Source organism: Stutzerimonas sp. LR2 (genome assembly GCF_055755175.1).
In genome coordinates, this window is the sequence record NZ_JBVTRR010000003.1 from 738,717 (window position 1) to 756,663 (window position 17,947).

At 66.1% G+C, this 17,947-nt stretch carries 18 protein-coding genes and 1 tRNA gene; 12 read left to right on the plus strand and 7 right to left on the minus strand.

The window, feature by feature from the left end; translation table 11 throughout:
• Window positions 1-61 precede the first annotated feature (61 nt).
• The 12 genes from ACVRRC_RS14355 (at window position 62) to ACVRRC_RS14410 (ending at window position 13,430) form a co-directional block, all read left to right on the plus strand.
• Window positions 62-961, plus strand: a complete 900-nt coding sequence (locus ACVRRC_RS14355) for a hydroxymethylglutaryl-CoA lyase (protein ID WP_256517721.1) — start codon at window positions 62-64, stop codon at window positions 959-961.
• A gap of 85 nt (window positions 962-1,046) precedes the next feature.
• Complete coding sequence (locus ACVRRC_RS14360) at window positions 1,047-1,742, plus strand: CoA transferase subunit A (protein ID WP_011914291.1); 696 nt, start codon at window positions 1,047-1,049, stop codon at window positions 1,740-1,742.
• Window positions 1,743-1,746: 4 nt separating this feature from the next.
• Window positions 1,747-2,376, plus strand: a complete 630-nt coding sequence (locus ACVRRC_RS14365; RefSeq protein ID WP_014597528.1) for a CoA transferase subunit B — start codon at window positions 1,747-1,749, stop codon at window positions 2,374-2,376.
• Window positions 2,377-2,633: 257 nt separating this feature from the next.
• Entirely contained in the window at window positions 2,634-3,815 is a 1,182-nt protein-coding gene (locus ACVRRC_RS14370) for an acetyl-CoA C-acetyltransferase (RefSeq protein ID WP_061373111.1), read from the plus strand.
• Between the two features lie 73 nt (window positions 3,816-3,888).
• Window positions 3,889-4,287, plus strand: coding sequence for a MerR family transcriptional regulator (locus tag ACVRRC_RS14375; protein ID WP_011914294.1), 399 nt, complete (start codon window positions 3,889-3,891; stop codon window positions 4,285-4,287).
• Between the two features lie 404 nt (window positions 4,288-4,691).
• Window positions 4,692-5,777: a TRAP transporter substrate-binding protein gene (locus ACVRRC_RS14380; protein WP_011914295.1), complete on the plus strand. Its 1,086-nt coding sequence runs from the start codon at window positions 4,692-4,694 to the stop codon at window positions 5,775-5,777.
• Window positions 5,778-5,852: 75 nt separating this feature from the next.
• Complete coding sequence (locus ACVRRC_RS14385; RefSeq protein WP_472997141.1) at window positions 5,853-6,455, plus strand: TRAP transporter small permease subunit; 603 nt, start codon at window positions 5,853-5,855, stop codon at window positions 6,453-6,455.
• A gap of 16 nt (window positions 6,456-6,471) precedes the next feature.
• Window positions 6,472-7,842 carry a TRAP transporter large permease gene (locus ACVRRC_RS14390; protein WP_011914297.1) on the plus strand — a complete coding sequence of 457 codons (1,371 nt, stop codon included), beginning with the start codon at window positions 6,472-6,474 and terminating at the stop codon, window positions 7,840-7,842.
• 76 nt (window positions 7,843-7,918) lie between these two features.
• The gene (locus ACVRRC_RS14395) at window positions 7,919-9,418 is read left to right on the plus strand and encodes a sigma-54 interaction domain-containing protein (RefSeq protein WP_017245606.1); all 1,500 of its coding nucleotides are present in this window, start codon (window positions 7,919-7,921) and stop codon (window positions 9,416-9,418) included.
• A 111-nt stretch (window positions 9,419-9,529) separates the two neighbouring features.
• Window positions 9,530-9,928, plus strand: a complete 399-nt coding sequence (locus ACVRRC_RS14400) for a DoxX family protein (protein WP_011914299.1) — start codon at window positions 9,530-9,532, stop codon at window positions 9,926-9,928.
• 251 nt (window positions 9,929-10,179) lie between these two features.
• Window positions 10,180-11,895: a tannase/feruloyl esterase family alpha/beta hydrolase gene (locus ACVRRC_RS14405; RefSeq protein WP_472997143.1), complete on the plus strand. Its 1,716-nt coding sequence runs from the start codon at window positions 10,180-10,182 to the stop codon at window positions 11,893-11,895.
• Between the two features lie 272 nt (window positions 11,896-12,167).
• Window positions 12,168-13,430: an OprD family porin gene (locus ACVRRC_RS14410; protein WP_472997144.1), complete on the plus strand. Its 1,263-nt coding sequence runs from the start codon at window positions 12,168-12,170 to the stop codon at window positions 13,428-13,430.
• A 121-nt stretch (window positions 13,431-13,551) separates the two neighbouring features.
• Here ACVRRC_RS14410 and ACVRRC_RS14415 read toward each other — a convergent pair whose 3' ends face one another.
• The 7 genes from ACVRRC_RS14415 to otsA all read right to left on the minus strand — a co-directional run bounded on the left by ACVRRC_RS14415 (window position 13,552) and on the right by otsA (window position 17,939).
• Window positions 13,552-13,713, minus strand: a complete 162-nt coding sequence (locus tag ACVRRC_RS14415; protein ID WP_014597539.1) for a hypothetical protein — start codon at window positions 13,711-13,713, stop codon at window positions 13,552-13,554.
• A gap of 150 nt (window positions 13,714-13,863) precedes the next feature.
• Window positions 13,864-14,073 carry a hypothetical protein gene (locus ACVRRC_RS14420; RefSeq protein ID WP_013983798.1) on the minus strand — a complete coding sequence of 70 codons (210 nt, stop codon included), beginning with the start codon at window positions 14,071-14,073 and terminating at the stop codon, window positions 13,864-13,866.
• 226 nt (window positions 14,074-14,299) lie between these two features.
• Window positions 14,300-14,581 carry a hypothetical protein gene (locus tag ACVRRC_RS14425; RefSeq protein ID WP_472997145.1) on the minus strand — a complete coding sequence of 94 codons (282 nt, stop codon included), beginning with the start codon at window positions 14,579-14,581 and terminating at the stop codon, window positions 14,300-14,302.
• A 91-nt stretch (window positions 14,582-14,672) separates the two neighbouring features.
• Window positions 14,673-14,749, minus strand: a tRNA-Met gene (locus ACVRRC_RS14430).
• Between the two features lie 161 nt (window positions 14,750-14,910).
• The gene (locus tag ACVRRC_RS14435) at window positions 14,911-15,810 is read right to left on the minus strand and encodes a DMT family transporter (protein ID WP_019406308.1); all 900 of its coding nucleotides are present in this window, start codon (window positions 15,808-15,810) and stop codon (window positions 14,911-14,913) included.
• A complete protein-coding gene (gene can / locus ACVRRC_RS14440) occupies window positions 15,810-16,454 on the minus strand; it encodes a carbonate dehydratase (RefSeq protein ID WP_020308441.1) in 645 nt (214 codons plus the stop codon). The genes ACVRRC_RS14435 and can overlap by 1 nt, the downstream gene beginning before the upstream one ends.
• A gap of 69 nt (window positions 16,455-16,523) precedes the next feature.
• Window positions 16,524-17,939, minus strand: a complete 1,416-nt coding sequence (gene otsA, locus ACVRRC_RS14445; RefSeq protein ID WP_037002483.1) for an alpha,alpha-trehalose-phosphate synthase (UDP-forming) — start codon at window positions 17,937-17,939, stop codon at window positions 16,524-16,526.
• Between the last annotated feature and the right edge of the window lie 8 nt (window positions 17,940-17,947).

The following is a 17,947-nucleotide window of genomic DNA, read 5'->3' on the forward strand; positions in this document are numbered from 1 at the left end:
CGCCTCGGCTGACACACATGAACCGGTGAGCCGACCAATCGCGCTCACCCCTGGAGGACATATGAGCCTGCCCAAACAGGTCCGGCTGGTGGAAGTCGGCCCGCGTGACGGTCTGCAGAACGAGCAGCAGCCGATCAGCGTGGCGGACAAGGTGCGTCTGGTCGACGACCTGAGCGCCGCCGGGCTGTCCTATATCGAAGTCGGCAGCTTCGTCTCGCCCAAGTGGGTGCCGCAGATGGCGGGCTCCGCCGATGTCTTCGCGCAGATCCAGCGCAAGGCCGGGGTCACTTACGCGGCGCTGACGCCGAACATGAAGGGCCTGGAGGCGGCCATCGAGGCCGGCCTGAAGGAAGTCGCGGTGTTCGGTGCGGCCTCCGAAGCTTTCTCGCAGAAGAACATCAACTGCTCCATCGCCGAGAGCCTGGCACGCTTCGCGCCTTTGATGGAGGCTGCCCGCGAACACGACATTCGCGTGCGTGGCTACGTTTCCTGCGTGCTCGGCTGCCCTTACGAGGGTGAGGTATCGCCAGCCAAGGTCGCCGAAGTGGCCCGCGAGCTGTATGCCATGGGCTGCTACGAGGTTTCCCTGGGCGACACCATCGGCACCGGCACACCGGGCAAGACCCGCACGTTGTTCGATACCGTAGCCCGCGAAGTGCCGCGCGAACGGTTGGCCGGGCATTTCCACGACACCTACGGCCAGGCGCTGGCGAATATCTATGCGAGCCTCTTGGAAGGCATCGCCGTGTTCGACAGCTCGGTCGCCGGCCTCGGCGGTTGCCCTTACGCCAAAGGCGCCAGCGGCAATGTCGCCAGCGAAGACGTGCTGTACATGTTCAACGGGCTGGACATAGCCACCGGCATCGACCTCGACGCACTGATCGCCGCCGGCCAGCGCATCAGCCAGCTGCTGGGGCGCGCCAACGGTTCGCGGGTCGCCCGCGCCAGACTGGCCGGTTAGCGGCACCGTTCTTGCTAAACCCTATTCGTCGGGCGCCCATTCAGGTAGCGCCCGGCACGGACAGAACAACAAGTAGAGGTAATTCATGAACAAGATTTACCCCAACGCCGCCCACGCCCTGGAAGGGTTGGTTCAGGACGGCATGACCATTGCCGTCGGCGGCTTCGGCCTGTGCGGCATCCCCGAGCAGCTGATCGGCGCGCTGCGCGACAGCGGCAAGAAGGACCTGACTGCCATCAGCAACAACGCCGGTGTCGACGGTTTCGGCCTCGGCCTGCTGCTGGAGACGCGGCAGATCAGCAAGATGATTTCCTCCTACGTGGGCGAGAACAAGGAGTTCGAGCGCCAGTACCTGGCCGGCGAGCTGGCCCTGGAGTTCACCCCGCAGGGCACCCTGGCGGAGAAACTGCGTGCCGGCGGCGCGGGCATCCCGGCGTTCTACACCAGGACCGGCTACGGCACGCTGGTGGCCGAAGGCAAGGAGACCCGCCAGTTCAACGGCGAGTGGTACGTGATGGAAGAATCGCTGACCGCGGACCTGGCCCTGGTCAAGGCGTGGAAGGCCGACAAGGCCGGCAACCTGCTGTTTCGCAAGACCGCGCGCAACTTCAACCCGCTGGCAGCGATGGCCGGCGAGGTCTGCGTCGTCGAGGTGGAGGAGATCGTCGAGACCGGCGAGCTGGACCCGGACCAGATTCATCTGCCGGGCATCTACGTGCATCGCATCGTGCACAACCCGAACCCGGAAAAACGCATCGAAAAACGCACGGTGAGGAGCTGAGACCATGGCCTGGACACGTGAACAGATGGCGCAACGCGCCGCCCAGGAGCTGCAGGACGGCTTCTACGTCAACCTCGGTATCGGCCTGCCTACCCTGGTCGCCAACTACATCCCCGAAGGCATGGACGTCTGGCTGCAAAGCGAGAACGGCCTGCTCGGCATCGGCCCCTTCCCCAGCGAGGAAGAGATCGATCCGGACCTGATCAACGCCGGCAAGCAGACCGTCACCGCCCTGCCCGGCTCGAGCTTCTTCGACAACGCGCAGAGCTTCGCCATGATCCGCGGCGGTCACATCAACCTGGCCATCCTCGGCGCCATGCAGGTGTCGGAGAAGGGCGACCTGGCCAACTGGATGATCCCCGGCAAGATGGTCAAGGGCATGGGCGGCGCGATGGACCTGGTGGCCGGCGTCAAGCGCGTCGTGGTGCTGATGGAGCACACCGCCAAGGGCGGCGCGCACAAGATCCTGCCGGCCTGCGACCTGCCGCTCACCGGCCTCGGCGTGGTCGACCGGATCATCACCGACCTCGGCGTGCTGGACGTCACCGAGCAGGGCCTGAAGCTGGTGGAGCTGGCCGAAGGCGTCAGCTTCGAGGAACTGCAAGAGGCCACCGGCTGCCCGATCCAGCGCTGAAGCCTGGGAGCGGGAAGCACGCCGGAGCACCCCTTGCCCGCTGCGTCTTCCCGCCTGCCCCGAACGCCCCGAGCCGGCGGCGCGCCAGCACTGGCCAGTCACCCAGGCGCCCGTATACTGCGGCATCGACCGGTCTGCCAGCGCGCTGACCAACGGCTTGCCCCCTGTCGTTCGAGGGCACCCTTTCCCGGAGCCAGGCCGCGTGCCTGGTCCTCGCGTTACGCCCCGGCGTAGCGCTTTTTTATTCGGAGTCCGTCATGCAAGACGTCGTCATCGTAGCTGCAACCCGCACCGCCATCGGCAGTTTCCAGGGCTCGCTGGCCAATGTGCCGGCAGTCGAACTGGGCGCCACCGTGATCCGCGCCCTGCTGGAAAAGACCGGTATCGACCCGGCCCAGGTCGATGAAGTCATCCTCGGCCATGTGCTCACCGCCGGCGCCGGGCAGAACACCGCGCGCCAGGCCTCGATCAAGGCCGGCCTGCCCCACGCCGTACCGTCCATGACGCTGAACAAGGTCTGCGGCTCGGGCCTCAAGGCCGTGCATCTGGCCGTGCAGGCGATCCGCTGCGGCGATGCCGAAGTGGTCATCGCCGGCGGCATGGAGAACATGAGCCTGGCGCCCTACGTTCTGCCCGGCGCACGCACCGGCCTGCGCATGGGCCACGCGCAGATCGTCGATACCATGATCACCGACGGCCTGTGGGACGCCTTCAACGACTACCACATGGGCATCACCGCGGAGAACCTGGCCGACAAGTACGGCATCGACCGCGCCCAGCAGGACGCCTTCGCCGCACAGTCGCAGCAGCGTGCCGCGGCGGCCATCGAAAGCGGCCGCTTCGATGCCGAGATCACCCCGGTCATGATTCCCCAGCGCAAGGGCGACCCGGTCGCCTTCGCCCGTGACGAGCAGCCCCGCGCCGGCACCACGGCCGAATCCCTCGGCGGCCTGCGTGCAGCCTTCAAGAAGGACGGCTGCGTCACCGCCGGCAACGCCTCGACCCTCAACGACGGCGCCGCCGCGGTGGTGCTGATGAGCGCCAGCAAGGCCGAGGCCCTGGGCCTGCCGGTGCTGGCCAAGATCGCCGGCTACGCCAACGCCGGCGTCGACCCGGCGATCATGGGCATCGGCCCGGTCACCGCCACCCGTCGCTGCCTGGACAAGGCCGGCTGGACGCTGGCCGAGCTGGACCTGATCGAAGCCAATGAAGCCTTCGCCGTGCAGGCGTTGTCGGTCGGTAAGGAATTGGGCTGGGATGCCGATAAGGTCAACGTGAACGGCGGGGCCATCGCCCTCGGTCACCCGATCGGCGCCTCGGGCTGCCGCATCCTGGTGACCCTGCTGCACGAGATGCAGCGCCGCGACGCGCGCAAGGGCCTGGCGACACTGTGCATCGGTGGTGGTCAGGGAGTAGCCTTGGCAGTCGAACGCCCCTGAGCGAATCACACGGCGCGGGGCAGACATACGCGCCCGGATCACCGGGCGTGACAGAGGATGATCGGAAGGAATCATGGCTAAACAGACCTACAGCATTTCCGACCTGGCCAACGAGCTGGACATCACCACCCGCGCCATCCGTTTCTATGAAGAACAGGGCATGCTCACGCCAACCCGCCGCGGCCAGGAGCGCATCTATTCGCCCAAGGATCGCGTCGCGCTGAAGCTGATCCTGCGCGGCAAGCGCATCGGCTTCTCGCTGGCCGAATGCAAGACCCTGATCGAGCTCTACGATCCCAAGGCCGGCAACCAGAAGCAGCTGAACATCATGCTGCAGATGATCGCCGAGCGGCGTCAGCAGCTGGAGCAGCAGCTGCTCGACATCCAGCAGATGCAGCTGGAGCTGGACACCGCCGAGGAGCGCTGCCGCACCGCTCTGGAAAGCACACTGGCCAAGCAAGCCGCCAGCTGATCCGACGCCCTTCTCGCCTGCCTCTCATCCGGCGTTGCGCCCTGCGCACGCCGGATTCGTTTGTCCGCCCGTTCGTTATAGCGCCGTCCAAAGAAATGGACATGTTCCAGAATTTCGGACACTGCCGCATATCCATCCGGGCAGTGTCTGCCGCAGCGGACACCGCTATCGCCCTGCAATCACTCCAATAGCGCTGCAGCGCGCGCCTTTCCTCGTTCGCGGGTGATAGGCACAGAACCTGCAATCCACCCCGCGACGCCAGAACAAACCAAAGAACAAGACTGGCGCCGGATCGGCAGCATCGGCTCGGCCTCTGTTCTTGTTCTGGCCTGTTAACGCCCTCGACCCACGGGCGGTTACGCGTCCGCCCTCGGGCACAGAACAACAACAAGAAGGAAATCTGCATGTCGACCAAGAACAAGCTTTCCCGTATCGCCTGCGCCATCGGTGCCACCACCCTGCTCGGCGCCAGCCTGCTCAGTGGCGTCGCCAGTGCCGCGGAGAAGATCCGCTGGCAGGTGCCGCTGGCCTTCCCCTCCCACCTGATCGGCCTGACCACGCCGGTCAAGCACCTTTCCGAATCGCTCAAGGCCGTCTCGGGCGGCGACATCCAGCTGCGCTACTACGAGCCGGGCGAACTGGTGCCGCCGTTCGAGATCATGGATGCGGTGAGCAGCGGCAAGTACCCGGCCGGCTACACCTGGATCGGCTACGACCAGGGCACCATTCCGGCCCTGCCGCTGTACTCCGGCGCGCCGTTCAACATGGAGCCGCCGGCGCACCTGGCCTGGTACTACCAGGGTGACGGCAAGAAGCTGCTCGAGGAAATCTACGCCCAGCGCAACATCCATCCGATGCTGTGCAGCATCATCGGCCCGGAAGGCGCCGGCTGGTTCGCCAAGCCCATCGAGAAGCTGGAAGACTTCGATGGCCTGCGTATCCGCTTCGCCGGCATCGGCGGCAAGGTGCTGGAAAAGCTCGGCGCCTCGGTGACCATGGTGCCGGGCGGCGAGATCTACCAGGCGCTGGAGCGCAAGACCATCGACGCCACCGAGTTCTCGCAGCCGGCGGTGGACAAGATGCTGGGCCTGGACCAGATCATCAAGAACTACATCATGCCCGGCTGGCACCAGACGCTGACCACCTCGCACCTGCTGGTGAACAAGGACGTCTGGGACAAGCTGAAGCCGGAGAGCCGTGCGCTCATCGAGATGGGCTGCGAGTCGGCCACGCTCAAGGGCTTCGCCGAAAGCGAGTGGGCTCAGCCGACCGCGCTGCGTGACTACCAGAAGCAGGGCGTGAAGGCCCAAGTGCTGCCCGAGCCGGTACTGCGCGAGCTGCAGAAGGTCACCGATGAGGTGCTCGACGAGATGGCCGCCAAGGACGAGATGTTCAAGCGCGTACTGACCAGCCAGCGCGAGTTCATGAAGCACCACTCAATCTGGCACGGCATGGGCTACCTGCCGCGCGACTTCTACAAGTACGACTGACGGCTGCGCTGCAGCCCGCGGGCACGGCGACGTGCCCGCCTTCTATCCCTGTGTGCCGAGATTCCGAGGTCCGCCGTGTCCTTCAAGCCCGTCTCTCCCGATGCGCCAGCGCCCGACGCGCTGCCGTACAACCGTATTTCGCGGCCGCTGGAACGCCTGCTGGTCGCCATCGGCCAAGCCAGCGCCTGGCTCTGGCTGGCGGTTCTGCTGGTCGTGCTGGCCAACGTGTTCAGCCGCTTCGCCCTCTCGCGCGGTTCCATTGCGCTGGAAGAACTGTCCTGGCACTTGTTCGGCGCCGCCCTGATGCTCGCCCTCGCCTACGCCGTGGTGCGCGACGACCATGTGCGCGTCGACGTGCTGCGCGAACGCTTCAGCCTGCGCAGCCAGGCCTGGATCGAGCTGCTGGCCATCGCCCTGCTGGCGCTGCCGGTGATCGTGCTGATGATCGATGCACTGATCCCCTACGCCTACAAGGCCTACCTCTACAACGAACGCTCCCAGGCGCCCAGTGGGCTGCCCTACCGCTTCATCTTCAAGAGTGTGCTGCCCATCGGCCTCGTGCTGGTGGCGCTGGCGCTGCTGTCCCGCGCGCTGCGCTGCAGCACCCTGCTGTTCAATTTCCCGCGGGCCCTGACGGCCCCCTCGGACGAGCGCGACCGCACTCGTTCGCAGCCCTGATGGAGTAGTCGCAATCATGGGTCTGGAAGAAATCCTCGTCATCGCCATGTTCGCCAGCTTCATGGGCCTGCTGCTGCTCGGCTTCCCGGTCGCCTGGTCGCTGGCCGGCATCGGCCTGCTGTTCGCCGTGCTCGGCTATGTGCTGGTCGAACACTTCGACGCCAATCTCTGGTTCACCTGGGACGGCACCATCGGCGTGCTCGACGCGCGCATCTACGGCATCGTCGCCAATGAGTTGATGGTGGCCCTGCCGCTGTTCATCTTCATGGGCATCATGCTCGACCGCTCCGGCATCGCCGAACGCCTGATGCACAGCCTGGTGCGCGTGCTCGGTCCGCTGCGCGGCGGCTATGCGGTGACGGTGGTGGTGGTCGGCATCCTGCTCGCGGCCTCCACCGGCATCGTCGGCGCCTCGGTGGCGCTGCTCGGCATGCTCTCCATCGGGCCGATGCTGCAGGCCAACTACAACAAGAGCCTGGCGGTGGGCACTGCCTGCTCGGTGGGTACGCTGGGCATTCTGATTCCGCCGAGCATCATGCTGGTCCTGATGGCCGACCGCCTCGGCACCTCGGAGGCTTCGGTGGGCAAGCTGTTCATGGGCGCGCTGATTCCGGGAATGATGCTGGCGCTGATGTACGTGCTGTACATCGTCATCACCGCCTGGCTGAAAAAAGACTTCGCCCCGGCTCCGGTCAACCGGCCGAAGCTCGACGGCCGTGCCCTGCTCGACGTGTTCTGGGCCGTGGTGCCGCCGCTGGCGCTGATCTTCGCCGTGCTCGGCTCGATCTTCTTCGGCATCGCCACCACCACCGAGGCTTCTGCGGTGGGCGCCTTCGGTGCGTTGCTGATGGCCGCCGGTAGCCGCCGGCTGAGCCTGCCGGTGCTCAAGGATGCGCTGTATCAGACCAGCCGCACCGCCGCGTTCATCTTCGGCATCTTCATCGGCGCCACGGTATTCGCCGCCGTGCTGCGCGGCCTGGGTGGCGACGATGTGATCCGCGCGGCGCTCACCGGCCTGCCGTTCGGCCAGACCGGCGTGCTGCTCACCGTGCTGGCGATCACCTTCCTGCTGGGGTTCTTCCTCGACTGGGTGGAGATCACCCTGATCATCCTGCCGCTGGTGGCGCCGGTGCTGTTCTCCATGGGCGTCGATCCGCTGTGGTTCGCGATTCTCTTCGCGCTCTGCCTGCAGACCTCGTTCCTCACACCGCCAGTGGGCTTCGCGCTGTTCTACATCAAGGGCGTCTGCCCACCGGGCATCACTACCCGCGATGTCTACCTCGGCGTGCTGCCCTATATCCTCATCCAGCTGCTCGGCCTGGCCCTGGTGTTCTATTTCGCACCGCTGGCCACCTGGCTGCCGAACGAAGTGTATTCCCAGCCCTGAGCATGTCCCGGTTGCCTTGCCCGTGGCAGCCGGGGCCAACCATAATCGGCCGCTCCAGAACGGACCCTGACTGCCCATGAGCATTGCCCGCGACGCACTCGACAACCACGGCCTGATCGTCGGCGTATCCCCGGAACGTTTCCGTGCCGTGGCCATGCCTCTGTTGTTCGATCACCTCAACGCGCAGTGTGAGGGCACCATCGCGGTCAACCGTCAGGCGCGCATCGTCTGGATCAACGACAAGTACGCCGAGAAGGTCGGCATTCGCGATCCGTCCAGCGTGCTCGGCAAGGAGATCGAGGAAGTGCTGCCGGCCAGCCGCCTGCGCGAGGTGGTGGAAAGCGGCCAGCCGAGCATGCTCGACCTGATGGCCTTCGGCGACGAGCACTTCGTGGTCACCCGCATTCCACTGCGCGACGAGGACGGCACCCTGGTCGGCGCGCTGGGCTTCGTGCTGTTCGACCGCGCCCGCCACCTCAAGCCGCTGATGTCCAAGTACACCAGCCTGCAGACCCAGCTGGTCGCCACCCAGAACGAACTGGCCAAGGCACGCCGGGCGCGTTACACCATCGCCGGTTTCATCGGCAACAGCCCGGCTGCCAGCGAAATCAAGCGTCAGGCCCGGCGCGCCGCGCAGCTCGATGCCACGGTGCTGCTGCGTGGCGAGACCGGCACCGGCAAGGAGCTGCTGGCCCAGGGCATCCATAACCTCTCACCGCGGGCGCGCGGGCCCTTCGTCGCGGTCAACGTCGCGGCGATTCCGGAAAGCCTGGTGGAGGCCGAACTGTTCGGCACCGCCCCCGGCGCCTTTACCGGTGCCGACCGCAAGGCGCGCATCGGCAAGTTCGAGGTGGCCAACGGCGGCACGCTGTTCCTCGACGAGATCGGCGACCTGCCGCTGCCGCTGCAGGCCAAGCTGCTGCGCGTGCTGCAGGAGCAGGAGGTCGAGCCGCTGGGCTCCAACCAGGTCAAGGCGCTCAACGTGCGGGTGATCGCCGCGACCCATATCGACCTGGAAGCCAAGGTCGCCGCCGGCCAGTTCCGCGACGACCTCTACTACCGCCTCAACGTCCTGGCCCTGCGCGTGCCGCCGTTGCGCGAGCGCGCCAGCGACATCCCCGCCGTGGTCGAGCACCTGCTGGACGACATCGCCAACCGCTCCGGCCAACCGCCCATGGAGCTGAGCCCCGAAGCGCTGGCGCTGCTCTGCGCGCAACCCTGGCGCGGCAACGTGCGCGAGCTGGGCAACCTGCTGGAGCGCGCGCAGCTGTCCGCCGATGGCCCGCAGCTGCAGGCTGCGCACCTGCTGCCGCTGCTGGGCGAGCAGGCGCGCTCGGCCGACGCGCCGGCCTATGCGTCAAGCGCGCCAAGCGCTGTCCTGCCAAGCGAGGCGGCGCCGAGCGAAGAACTGCCGCTGCAACCGCTGGCGCAGACTCTCGCCCAGGCCGAGCGCCGCGCCCTGCAGAGTGCACTGGCCGCCTGCAAGGGCAACCGTCGGCGCGCCGCCATGGAACTCGGCATCTCCCGCGCCAGCCTCTACAGCAAGCTGCAGCAGCATGGCCTGAGCCAGCGCTGAGCGGGCTAACGCGCGGGTCGGCGCCAACCGCGACGCGGCAATGTCACAGCGGCTGATCTACATTGGAATCAGGGCCGCCGACTCCCGGCGCCGCAACTGGGATGCGCGAAGATGACAGACGATGCAGGCAAACTCGTTCTCAGGCTCTCGGTTGGCGTACTGATGCTGCTGCATGGCATCCACAAACTGCTGCATGGCGTCGACGGTATCGGCGGCATGCTGGCCGGCATGGGGCTGCCGGCCTTTCTCGCCTATGGCGTGTTCCTGGGCGAAGTGGTCGGCCCGCTGCTGGTGATCGTCGGTCTGTATACCCGCCTCGGCGCCCTGCTGATGCTGGGCAACATGGTCGTCGCCCTCGCCCTGGCGCACCGGGCCGAGCTGTTCGACATCGGGCCGATGGGCGGCTGGGCCATCGAACTGCAGGGCCTGTTCCTGTTCGGCTCGCTGGCCATCCTGCTGCTCGGCGCCGGGCGCTACAGCGTCGGCGGGCTGAACGGCCGCTACAACTAGCCACCTGAGTGTCCGGCGCGGCGGACAGTCGTCCAGCGCGCCGGACATCCTGCCTCGCCAGCCTGAGCCCCAGGCGCCTCGCGCAACCTTCCCCGTTATCGACCCGATCCCTGCGCCAGAGCCTTCGCCGCAAGCGCGGCGACCGGCCATCGCCTGCTCTCCCTTCCTTCCGTCCGCTGGCATGTCATTGGCTTGAGCGCTTATGCGCCTACCCGGCGCATGGCCCGAAAACAAGAAGAAGGAAAGCCTCAATGATGCATCCATCCTGCAACTCGCTTGCGCGCTGTTCCCTGCCTCTGGCCTCCCTCGCCCTGGCGCTGCTGGCCAGTCAGTCCGCCCAGGCGGCGACCTGCACCGAGCTGCTCGGTCGCGAGATCCCGGCCGAGGCCATCGGCCTGCCTACCAGCGGCGCCCGCGTCACGGCGGCGACCCCGGTGGCCGCCGGCGGCAGCGCCCCGCAGACCTTTGGCGCCTATTGCGATATCAGCGCCGAGATTCGCCCGGTCGATCCCGCCGCACCGGCAATCCGCATGCGCCTGGTGCTGCCCGAACAATGGAACCGCAAGGCGATGATGTTCGGCGGCGGCGGTTACAACGGCACGGTGCCGAACGTCGCCGGCAACGTCCCTGCCGGCCCGCTGGATCAACCCACGCCGCTCGGCCGTGGCTACGCGGTGTTCGGTAGCGACTCCGGGCACGTCGCCGACCCGGCGAGCCCCGGCTCCTTTGCCTGGAACGACGAAGCCCTGGCCAACTACGCCCACGATGCCCTGAAGAAAACCCGCGATGCCGCCATCTACCTGATCGAACAACGCTACGGCGCCGCGCCCGAGCGCAGCTATTTCGCCGGTGGCTCCACCGGTGGCCGCGAGGCACTGGCCGTGGTGCAGCAATGGCCGACCGACTTCCACGGCGCCATCGTCCTCTACCCCGCCTACAACGCCCTGGCGCTGGACCTGCAGTTCGGCCGCATCACCCGCGCCCTCGCCCAGCCCGGCGCCTTTCCCAGCCTGGAGAAACGTGCCGCACTGCTGGAAGCCGCGATGCAGGCCTGTGACGGGCTGGACGGCGTGCGTGACGGCGTGATCAGCCATCAGGCCGCGTGCAATGCGCAGTTCGACCCGGCCCGCGCCAAGCTCAACGGCAAACCGCTACGCTGCCCGGGCGGTGCCGACACCTCGCAGCGTTGCCTGTCGGATGCGCAGATCCAGGCGCTGCGGGTGTTCAACAGCCCGATCCGCTTCAACTTCCCGCTGGCCAGCGGCGAGACCCACTACCCTGGCTTCAACACCTGGGGCACCGACCTCGGCCGGCCGGGTGAAGGCGTGCAGCTGGTGGTCAACCGCCTCGGCCTCAACACCCTGCAGCCGAGCTACCCGATGCCCGTGCACGGCACCGGTTTCGCCGAGGGCGCGCCCTACCATTCCGGCTTCTGGGATGAATGGGTGCGCTTCTTCGTGACGCGCAATCCCACCTTCAACTCCCTGACCCTCGACCCGCAGAACCCCGGCCCGTGGCAGGCGCGCATCAGCGAGCTGTCGCTGCGCCAGGACGTCAACCGGACCGACCTGTCCGCATTCGCCCGCAACGGCGGCAAGATCCTCATGGCCCACGGTAGCTCCGACCAACTGGTGAGCACCCGCGCCACCGCCGAGTACTACGAGCGTGTGCGCCGCGACATGGGCCCGGGCAAGACGCAGCGCTTCCTGCGCTACTACGAGATCCCCGGCTACGGCCACGCCGCCAGCACCGTGTTCAACGCTGCCTGGGATTCGCTGAGCGCACTGGAAGAATGGGTCGAACAGGGCCGTGCGCCGCGCAGGCAGATCGTTGCCGACAGCGTCGGCGTGCCCGGCCGCACCCGCCCGCTGTGCGAATACCCCGGCTGGCCGAAGTACGTTGGCAAGGGCGACGTGAATGCCGCCACAAGCTTCGTCTGCGTGCAGAGCCGCAAGGGCACCCGCTAGCACCTGACCCGGCGCCGGCTCCCCGGCCGGCGCCCTCCTCCAACCGTCCGCCGCGCTGGACACCGCCTCGCCAAAGCTGGCCGCGCGCCATACATGTCCAGCCAGCCAGACGCTTCCCATGCCGCTCCCGCGCCAAGGCAATGCGACGCGCAAGCGCTCTGGCACGCCCGATCCAGCCGAACAGCCCGGCTACTTCCGCCACTGGCACGCCTTTCGCTCTATGCCCAGTAGCCGCCCAAGAGCGGCCCAAAACAACAACAAGAGGAAATACCATGCGACTGCACCACAAATCCCTCTGCCACATTCTCTGCGGCGGCGCCGTAGTGATCGCCACCCACCCCGCCAGCGCCGCCTTCGTCGAAGACAGCAAGGCCAGCATCGACCTGCGCAACTTCTATATGAACCGCGATTTCCGTTCCGGCACCGGCCAGTCCAAGGCCGAGGAATGGGCCCAAGGCTTCATGCTGAAAATGGAATCCGGCTACACCGAAGGCCCGATCGGCTTCGGCGTGGACGCCATCGGCCTGCTCGGCGTGAAGCTCGACTCCAGCCCCGACCGCGTCGGCACCGGCATCCTGCAGAGCGACCGCGACGCCCCCAACCGTGCCCAGGACGACTACGGCTCCGCCGGTGTGACGGCCAAGGCCAAACTGTCCGCCACCACCCTGCACGTCGGCACCCTGCAACCCATCCTGCCGGTGGTGATGCGCAACGACAGCCGCCTGCTGCCGCAGACCTATCGCGGCGCCTGGCTGCAGAGCAAGGAGATCGACGGCCTGACCCTGGACCTCGGCAAGCTCGACCGCGTCAACCAGCGCAACTCCTCCGATAACGAGGAAATGACCGCCTTCAACGGCGGCCGCCGCAACATCCAGTTCGGCAGCCAGACCAGCAGCGACGAATTCCTCTTCGCCGGCGCACGCTACGCCTGGTCGCCCGAGCTCAGCACCAGCTACTTCTACGGCGGGCTGGACGGCATCTACAAGGAACACAACTTCGGCCTGGTCCACGTGCTGCCGCTCGGCGACAAGCAGAACTTCAAGACCGACCTGCGCTACGTGCACCAGACCGACGACGGCGGCAGCAACGTCGACGCCGATGCCTTCGGCGCCATGTTCACCTACAAGCTCGGCGGCCACGCCTTCGGTGCCGGCTATCAGCAGCTCAACGGCGACACCGGATTCGCCTACATCGCCGGCAGCGACAACTCGCTGGTCAACCTGGTGCAGATCAACGACTTCGGCAACGAGGACGAACGCTCCTGGCAGGTCCGCTACGACTACGACTTCGCCGCCATGGGCATCCCCGGCCTGAGCCTGATGACCCGCTACCTCTCCGGCGACAACGTCGACCGCGGCCCCGGCGCCAGCGAAGGCAAGACCTGGGAACGCAATACCGACCTCGCTTACGTGTTCCAGAGCGGCCCGCTGAAGAACCTCGGCCTGCGCCTGCGCAACGCCACCACCCGCAGCAACTTCGGCAGCGATCTGGACGAGAACCGCTTTATCGTCAGCTACAGCCTGCCACTCTGGTAAGCACCACGCCACAGCACCTCTCCTCGTTGGACTTCGCCGGGCCCCGCGCCCGGCTTTTTTCCGGGCATGAAAAAGGCGACCCTCGGGCCGCCTGTTTTCACGCTTCAGCCTCGCCTGCGGCTCAGCTGTGCTTCGTATTACGCCGCAGAATCTCGTTCACCCGCTCGGCGGTATACACCCGCTTCGCCTCGTCGCTCGGCTTGTGCCGAACATCGAGCATCACACCCGCACTGATCGCCAACACACAAACGACCACCGAGACCGCCGTCAGAAAGGTATTCATCGCACGCCCTTACTACACAAAAGAAAACCTGCAGGCTGGGTCGCCCCGCCAAATGGCGCGATTCTGCGCCGCCCGCACGGCACGGTCAACGGCCCGCCATGCACCGGAATCCCTACCGTTGCGGCCTGTGCGCCGGGCAAACGCCCGACCTCAAGGCACCGCTATCTGCAGCCCGCCCAAGGCGAACCGCGCAAACACCGCCCAACCCACGGCGCTAATCAGACCCAACGCCAGATAACCCACCACGATCCCCAGTGCGATCTGCTTCCACAGCCCGGCATGGGGATCACGGTTGTAAACAACCGGCTCCACGGAATGAACATCCCGCTCGGCACGAATCTCATCGAAACGCTCACGCATGGTTTACCTCGGTAAACGGAACAGCAAACAAAAGGAACGAAAAAAGGCGGCTAGCTTTGGCCAGGCGCCTTTGGTTGTCTAGCGGAAGGCGACTAAGCGAGGGCGAGGCATCAGGTTCCCTGGGACACATGTCTGTGACCACGCGCTATGCGCACCTGTCGCCGGATCATCTGGAATCGGCACTGCGGCTCTCGCCGCTCGCACAACAGAAGCTAACCGCTCTAGATCAGAACAAGTGAAACTTAACGAACAGAAACGGGATGATGATCAAGAGCAAAGCCGTATTGTGCTGCCGCCTCGTCAGCCACACGAAAGCAACGAGTGACAACACGGTCGCCGGTAGCAAAAGGAGTTGATAGACATAGAAGGAGACGGCAAAAGATTCGGTCTGGCTGTCTTCAGGTCCGAGAAAGAACAGGCATTCCGTACTTAGCAAAGCAAGGGCAGTCCACCCAAGCGCGCCTAGAACCATTGCAGCTCTGAACAGCCATGAGGCGATTTTCTTCATAGCATTCTTTTGCTAAAGCGAGCCGTGGACTGCGTGTAGTCACCGGCACAAACAAAAAAGGGGCTAGCTTTCGCTAACCCCTTGTTTTGTCTGGTGGCTACACCGGGACTTGAACCTGGGACATCAGCATTATGAATGCTGCGCTCTAACCAACTGAGCTATGTAGCCAAGTGGCGCGCATTATTCTCTGGTCGGTTTGGGCTGTCAACCCTGGCTCCGCAGATTTTTTATCCTTTTCAAACGGTTAGTTACGAACGGTCGGGCCGCGTAGGTGGGGGCGCCTAGCCCGGGCCGCGCTGGTCGGCAGCCCAGATCGGGATCCTACGGCCCTAGCGGAACGACGGCCGCGTGGCCAGCAGCAGGCCGGCGAAGATCAGGGCGCCGCCGATCCAGTGGAAGGTGCGCAGGGCCTCGCCCAGCAGCAGCCAGCCGAGCAGCGCGGTGAACACGGGCATCAGGTACATGACCATGGCCGCCCTGCCCGCGCCGACGATCTTCACGCCATGGTTCCAGCCGACGTAGGCCACCAGCGAGGCGAACACGGCGGTGTAGCCGATGGCGGCAAGGTTGCTCGGCGTGAGGGCGAAGCCCCCTACCCGGCCCAGTTCCAGCAGGTAGAACGGCAGGATCAGCGGCAGTCCGAGCAGCATCAGCACGCCCAGCAGCACCAGCGGCGGCACCAGCAGGTGCCTGGCCCAGCGGCGCAGCAGCAGCGTATAGAGCGCCCAGGCCAGTACGGCGAGCAGCATGATGAGGTCGCCGCGCTGGAACGACAGGCTGGCGAAGGTCTGCCAGCTGCCGCGACTGATCAGGTAGAGCAGCCCGCCCGCCGCCACGGCCATGCCGAACCAGGCGCGGCGCAGCGGCCATTCGCCGAGCAGGAAGCCCGCGCCGATAAAGGTGGCCAGCGGCAGGCAGGTGTTCACCAGGGTGAGGTTGATCGCCTCGGTGCTTTGCGCGGCGGTATAGAGCAGCGAGTTGTAGCTGGCGATGCCCATGGCGGCGAGGACCGGCAGGCGCCAGCCGGCGGCACGCAGGGTGGCGCGGTGCGTCCAGATGCCCTTGGCGACGAAAGGCAGCAGCAAACTGGTAGCCAGCACCCAGCGCCAGAACGACAGGCTGAGCGGCGGGATGCTGTCATGGAAGGCGCGGCCGACCAGGGCGTTGCCGCTCCAGCAGAGCACGGCGATAAGCAGACCGGCGAAGGCCGGGCCCTGACGCGCACTCATCAGACTTGGCGCGGCGGGCGCAGACGGTATTGCGAGGGCAACTGGTCGAGCCCGCTCACCGTGACGTTGAGATTCTTCCACAGGCCATCCTTGATGCCGTAGATGCAGCCGTGCACGGCGAGCGGCTGCCCGCGGTGCCAGGCGTTCTGGACGATGGTGGTGTGACTGACGTTGGCGACCTGCTGGATGACATTGAGCTCGCACAGGCGGTCGACCTGTTCTTCCTCACTGGCCAGCTTGGACAGGTGCACGCGGTGTTCGTAGTAGAGGTCGCGGATGCTGCGCAGCCAGCCGTCGATCAGGCCCAGCTGGTCGTCGCGCATGGAGGCGCGGACGCCGCCGCAGCCGTAGTGGCCGGTGACCAGGATGTGTTTGACCTTGAGCACGTCCACCGCGTACTGGATGACCGACAGGCAGTTGAGGTCGGTGTGCAGCACGACGTTGGCGACATTGCGATGAACGAACAGGTCGCCCGGCAGCAGGCCGACGATCTCGTTGGCCGGCACCCGCGCATCGGAACAGCCGATCCACAGGTACTCCGGCGTCTGCTGGCGGGCCAGTTTCTGGAAGAAATCCGGGTCTTCTTCCTTGATGGCTTCGGCCCAGCGGGCGTTGTTCTCGAACAGCGGGTCCAGTTCGCTCATCTCATGTGTCCCTGTGGGTCGGCTCGGCACCTTACGAGTCGCTGCAGGCTTTTGACAAGCCGCCGCGGCTCACTCGGGTTCGACCAGCTCGACCTTCTTCGCCCGCTGGGCACTGGGTTGCGAGATGAACGAGCGCAGATCACGCATGAAGTTGTCGCGCCAGGCGTCCAGGTCGGCGGCGCGAATGGCGCGCATCAGGTGCTCGTAGCGATCCTTGCGTTCGGCCAGCGACATGTTCAGCGCCCGGTCGAGCGCTTCGGCCATGCCGACGCAGTCGTACGGGTTGACGATCAGCGCCGAGGTCAGTTCACGGGCCGCGCCGGCGAAGCGCGACAGCACCAGCACGCCGGGGTCTTCCGGGTCCTGGGCAGCGACGTATTCCTTGGCGACCAGGTTCATGCCGTCGCGCAGCGGGGTGACGAAGCCGACGTCGGCGGCGCGGAACAGGCCCATCAGCACGCGGCGGTCGTAGCTCTTGTTCAGGTAGTGCAGCGGCGTCCAGTCGAGGTCGGACATGCGCCCGTTGAGGTGCCCGGCCTGGCTCTCCAGCTGCTCGCGGATGTGCTGGTAGGTGCGCACGTCGGAGCGCGAGGTTGGCGCGATCTGCAGGAACTCGACGTTGTTGCGGTGCGCCGGGTAGCGGTCGAGAAATTCCTCGTAGGCGCGGAAACGCTCCACCAGGCCCTTGGAGTAATCCAGCCGGTCGACGCTGATGATGGTCTGGCGGCGTGTGTCGGTGGCGCGGCGCATGGGGTGCGCGCGGCCCTTGTAGCCTTCGGCGAGCTGCTGGATCTCGTCCGGCACCACACCGATGGGGTAGACCCCGGCGCGGAAGTTCTGCCCATAGGCGGTCAGGCTGCCGTCCGGCTCGATGACGCCACGCACCTCGCGGGTGATGTAGTCCTGAAAGGCCAGGCGGTCGGTGTCAGTCTGGAAGCCGATCAGGTCGTAGTAGCAGAGCGTCTTGAGCAGGTCGTTGTGTGGCGGGATGGCGGTGAGGATTTCCGGCGCCGGAAACGGGATGTGCAGGAAGAAGCCGATGCGGTTGCGCACGCCAAGCTGGCGGCAGGCTTCGGCGAACGGGATCAGGTGGTAGTCGTGGATCCAGATGATGTCGTCGGGCCTGAGCAGCGGCATGAGCTTCTCGGCCAGCATGGCGTTGACCCGCCGGTAGCCGTCGTATTCCTCGCGGCTGTAGCGGGCCAGGTCGATGCGGTAGTGAAAGATCGGCCACAGCGTGGCGTTGGAGAAGCCGCGGTAATACTGGTCGTAGTCACGCTTGTTCAGCGGCAGCGTGACATAGGTGATGTTGCCGACTTCCTCGGTGTTGATGGTCGGGGTCGCGCTGACCTCGCCGCTCCAGCCGAACCAGATGCCTCCGGCCTGGCGCAGGGCATCGTAGACACCGACGGCCAACCCTCCGGCAGCCACCTTGCCCGCCTTGATCGGCGCGACTCGGTTGGAAACCACTACTAAACGGCTCATGGCAAAAA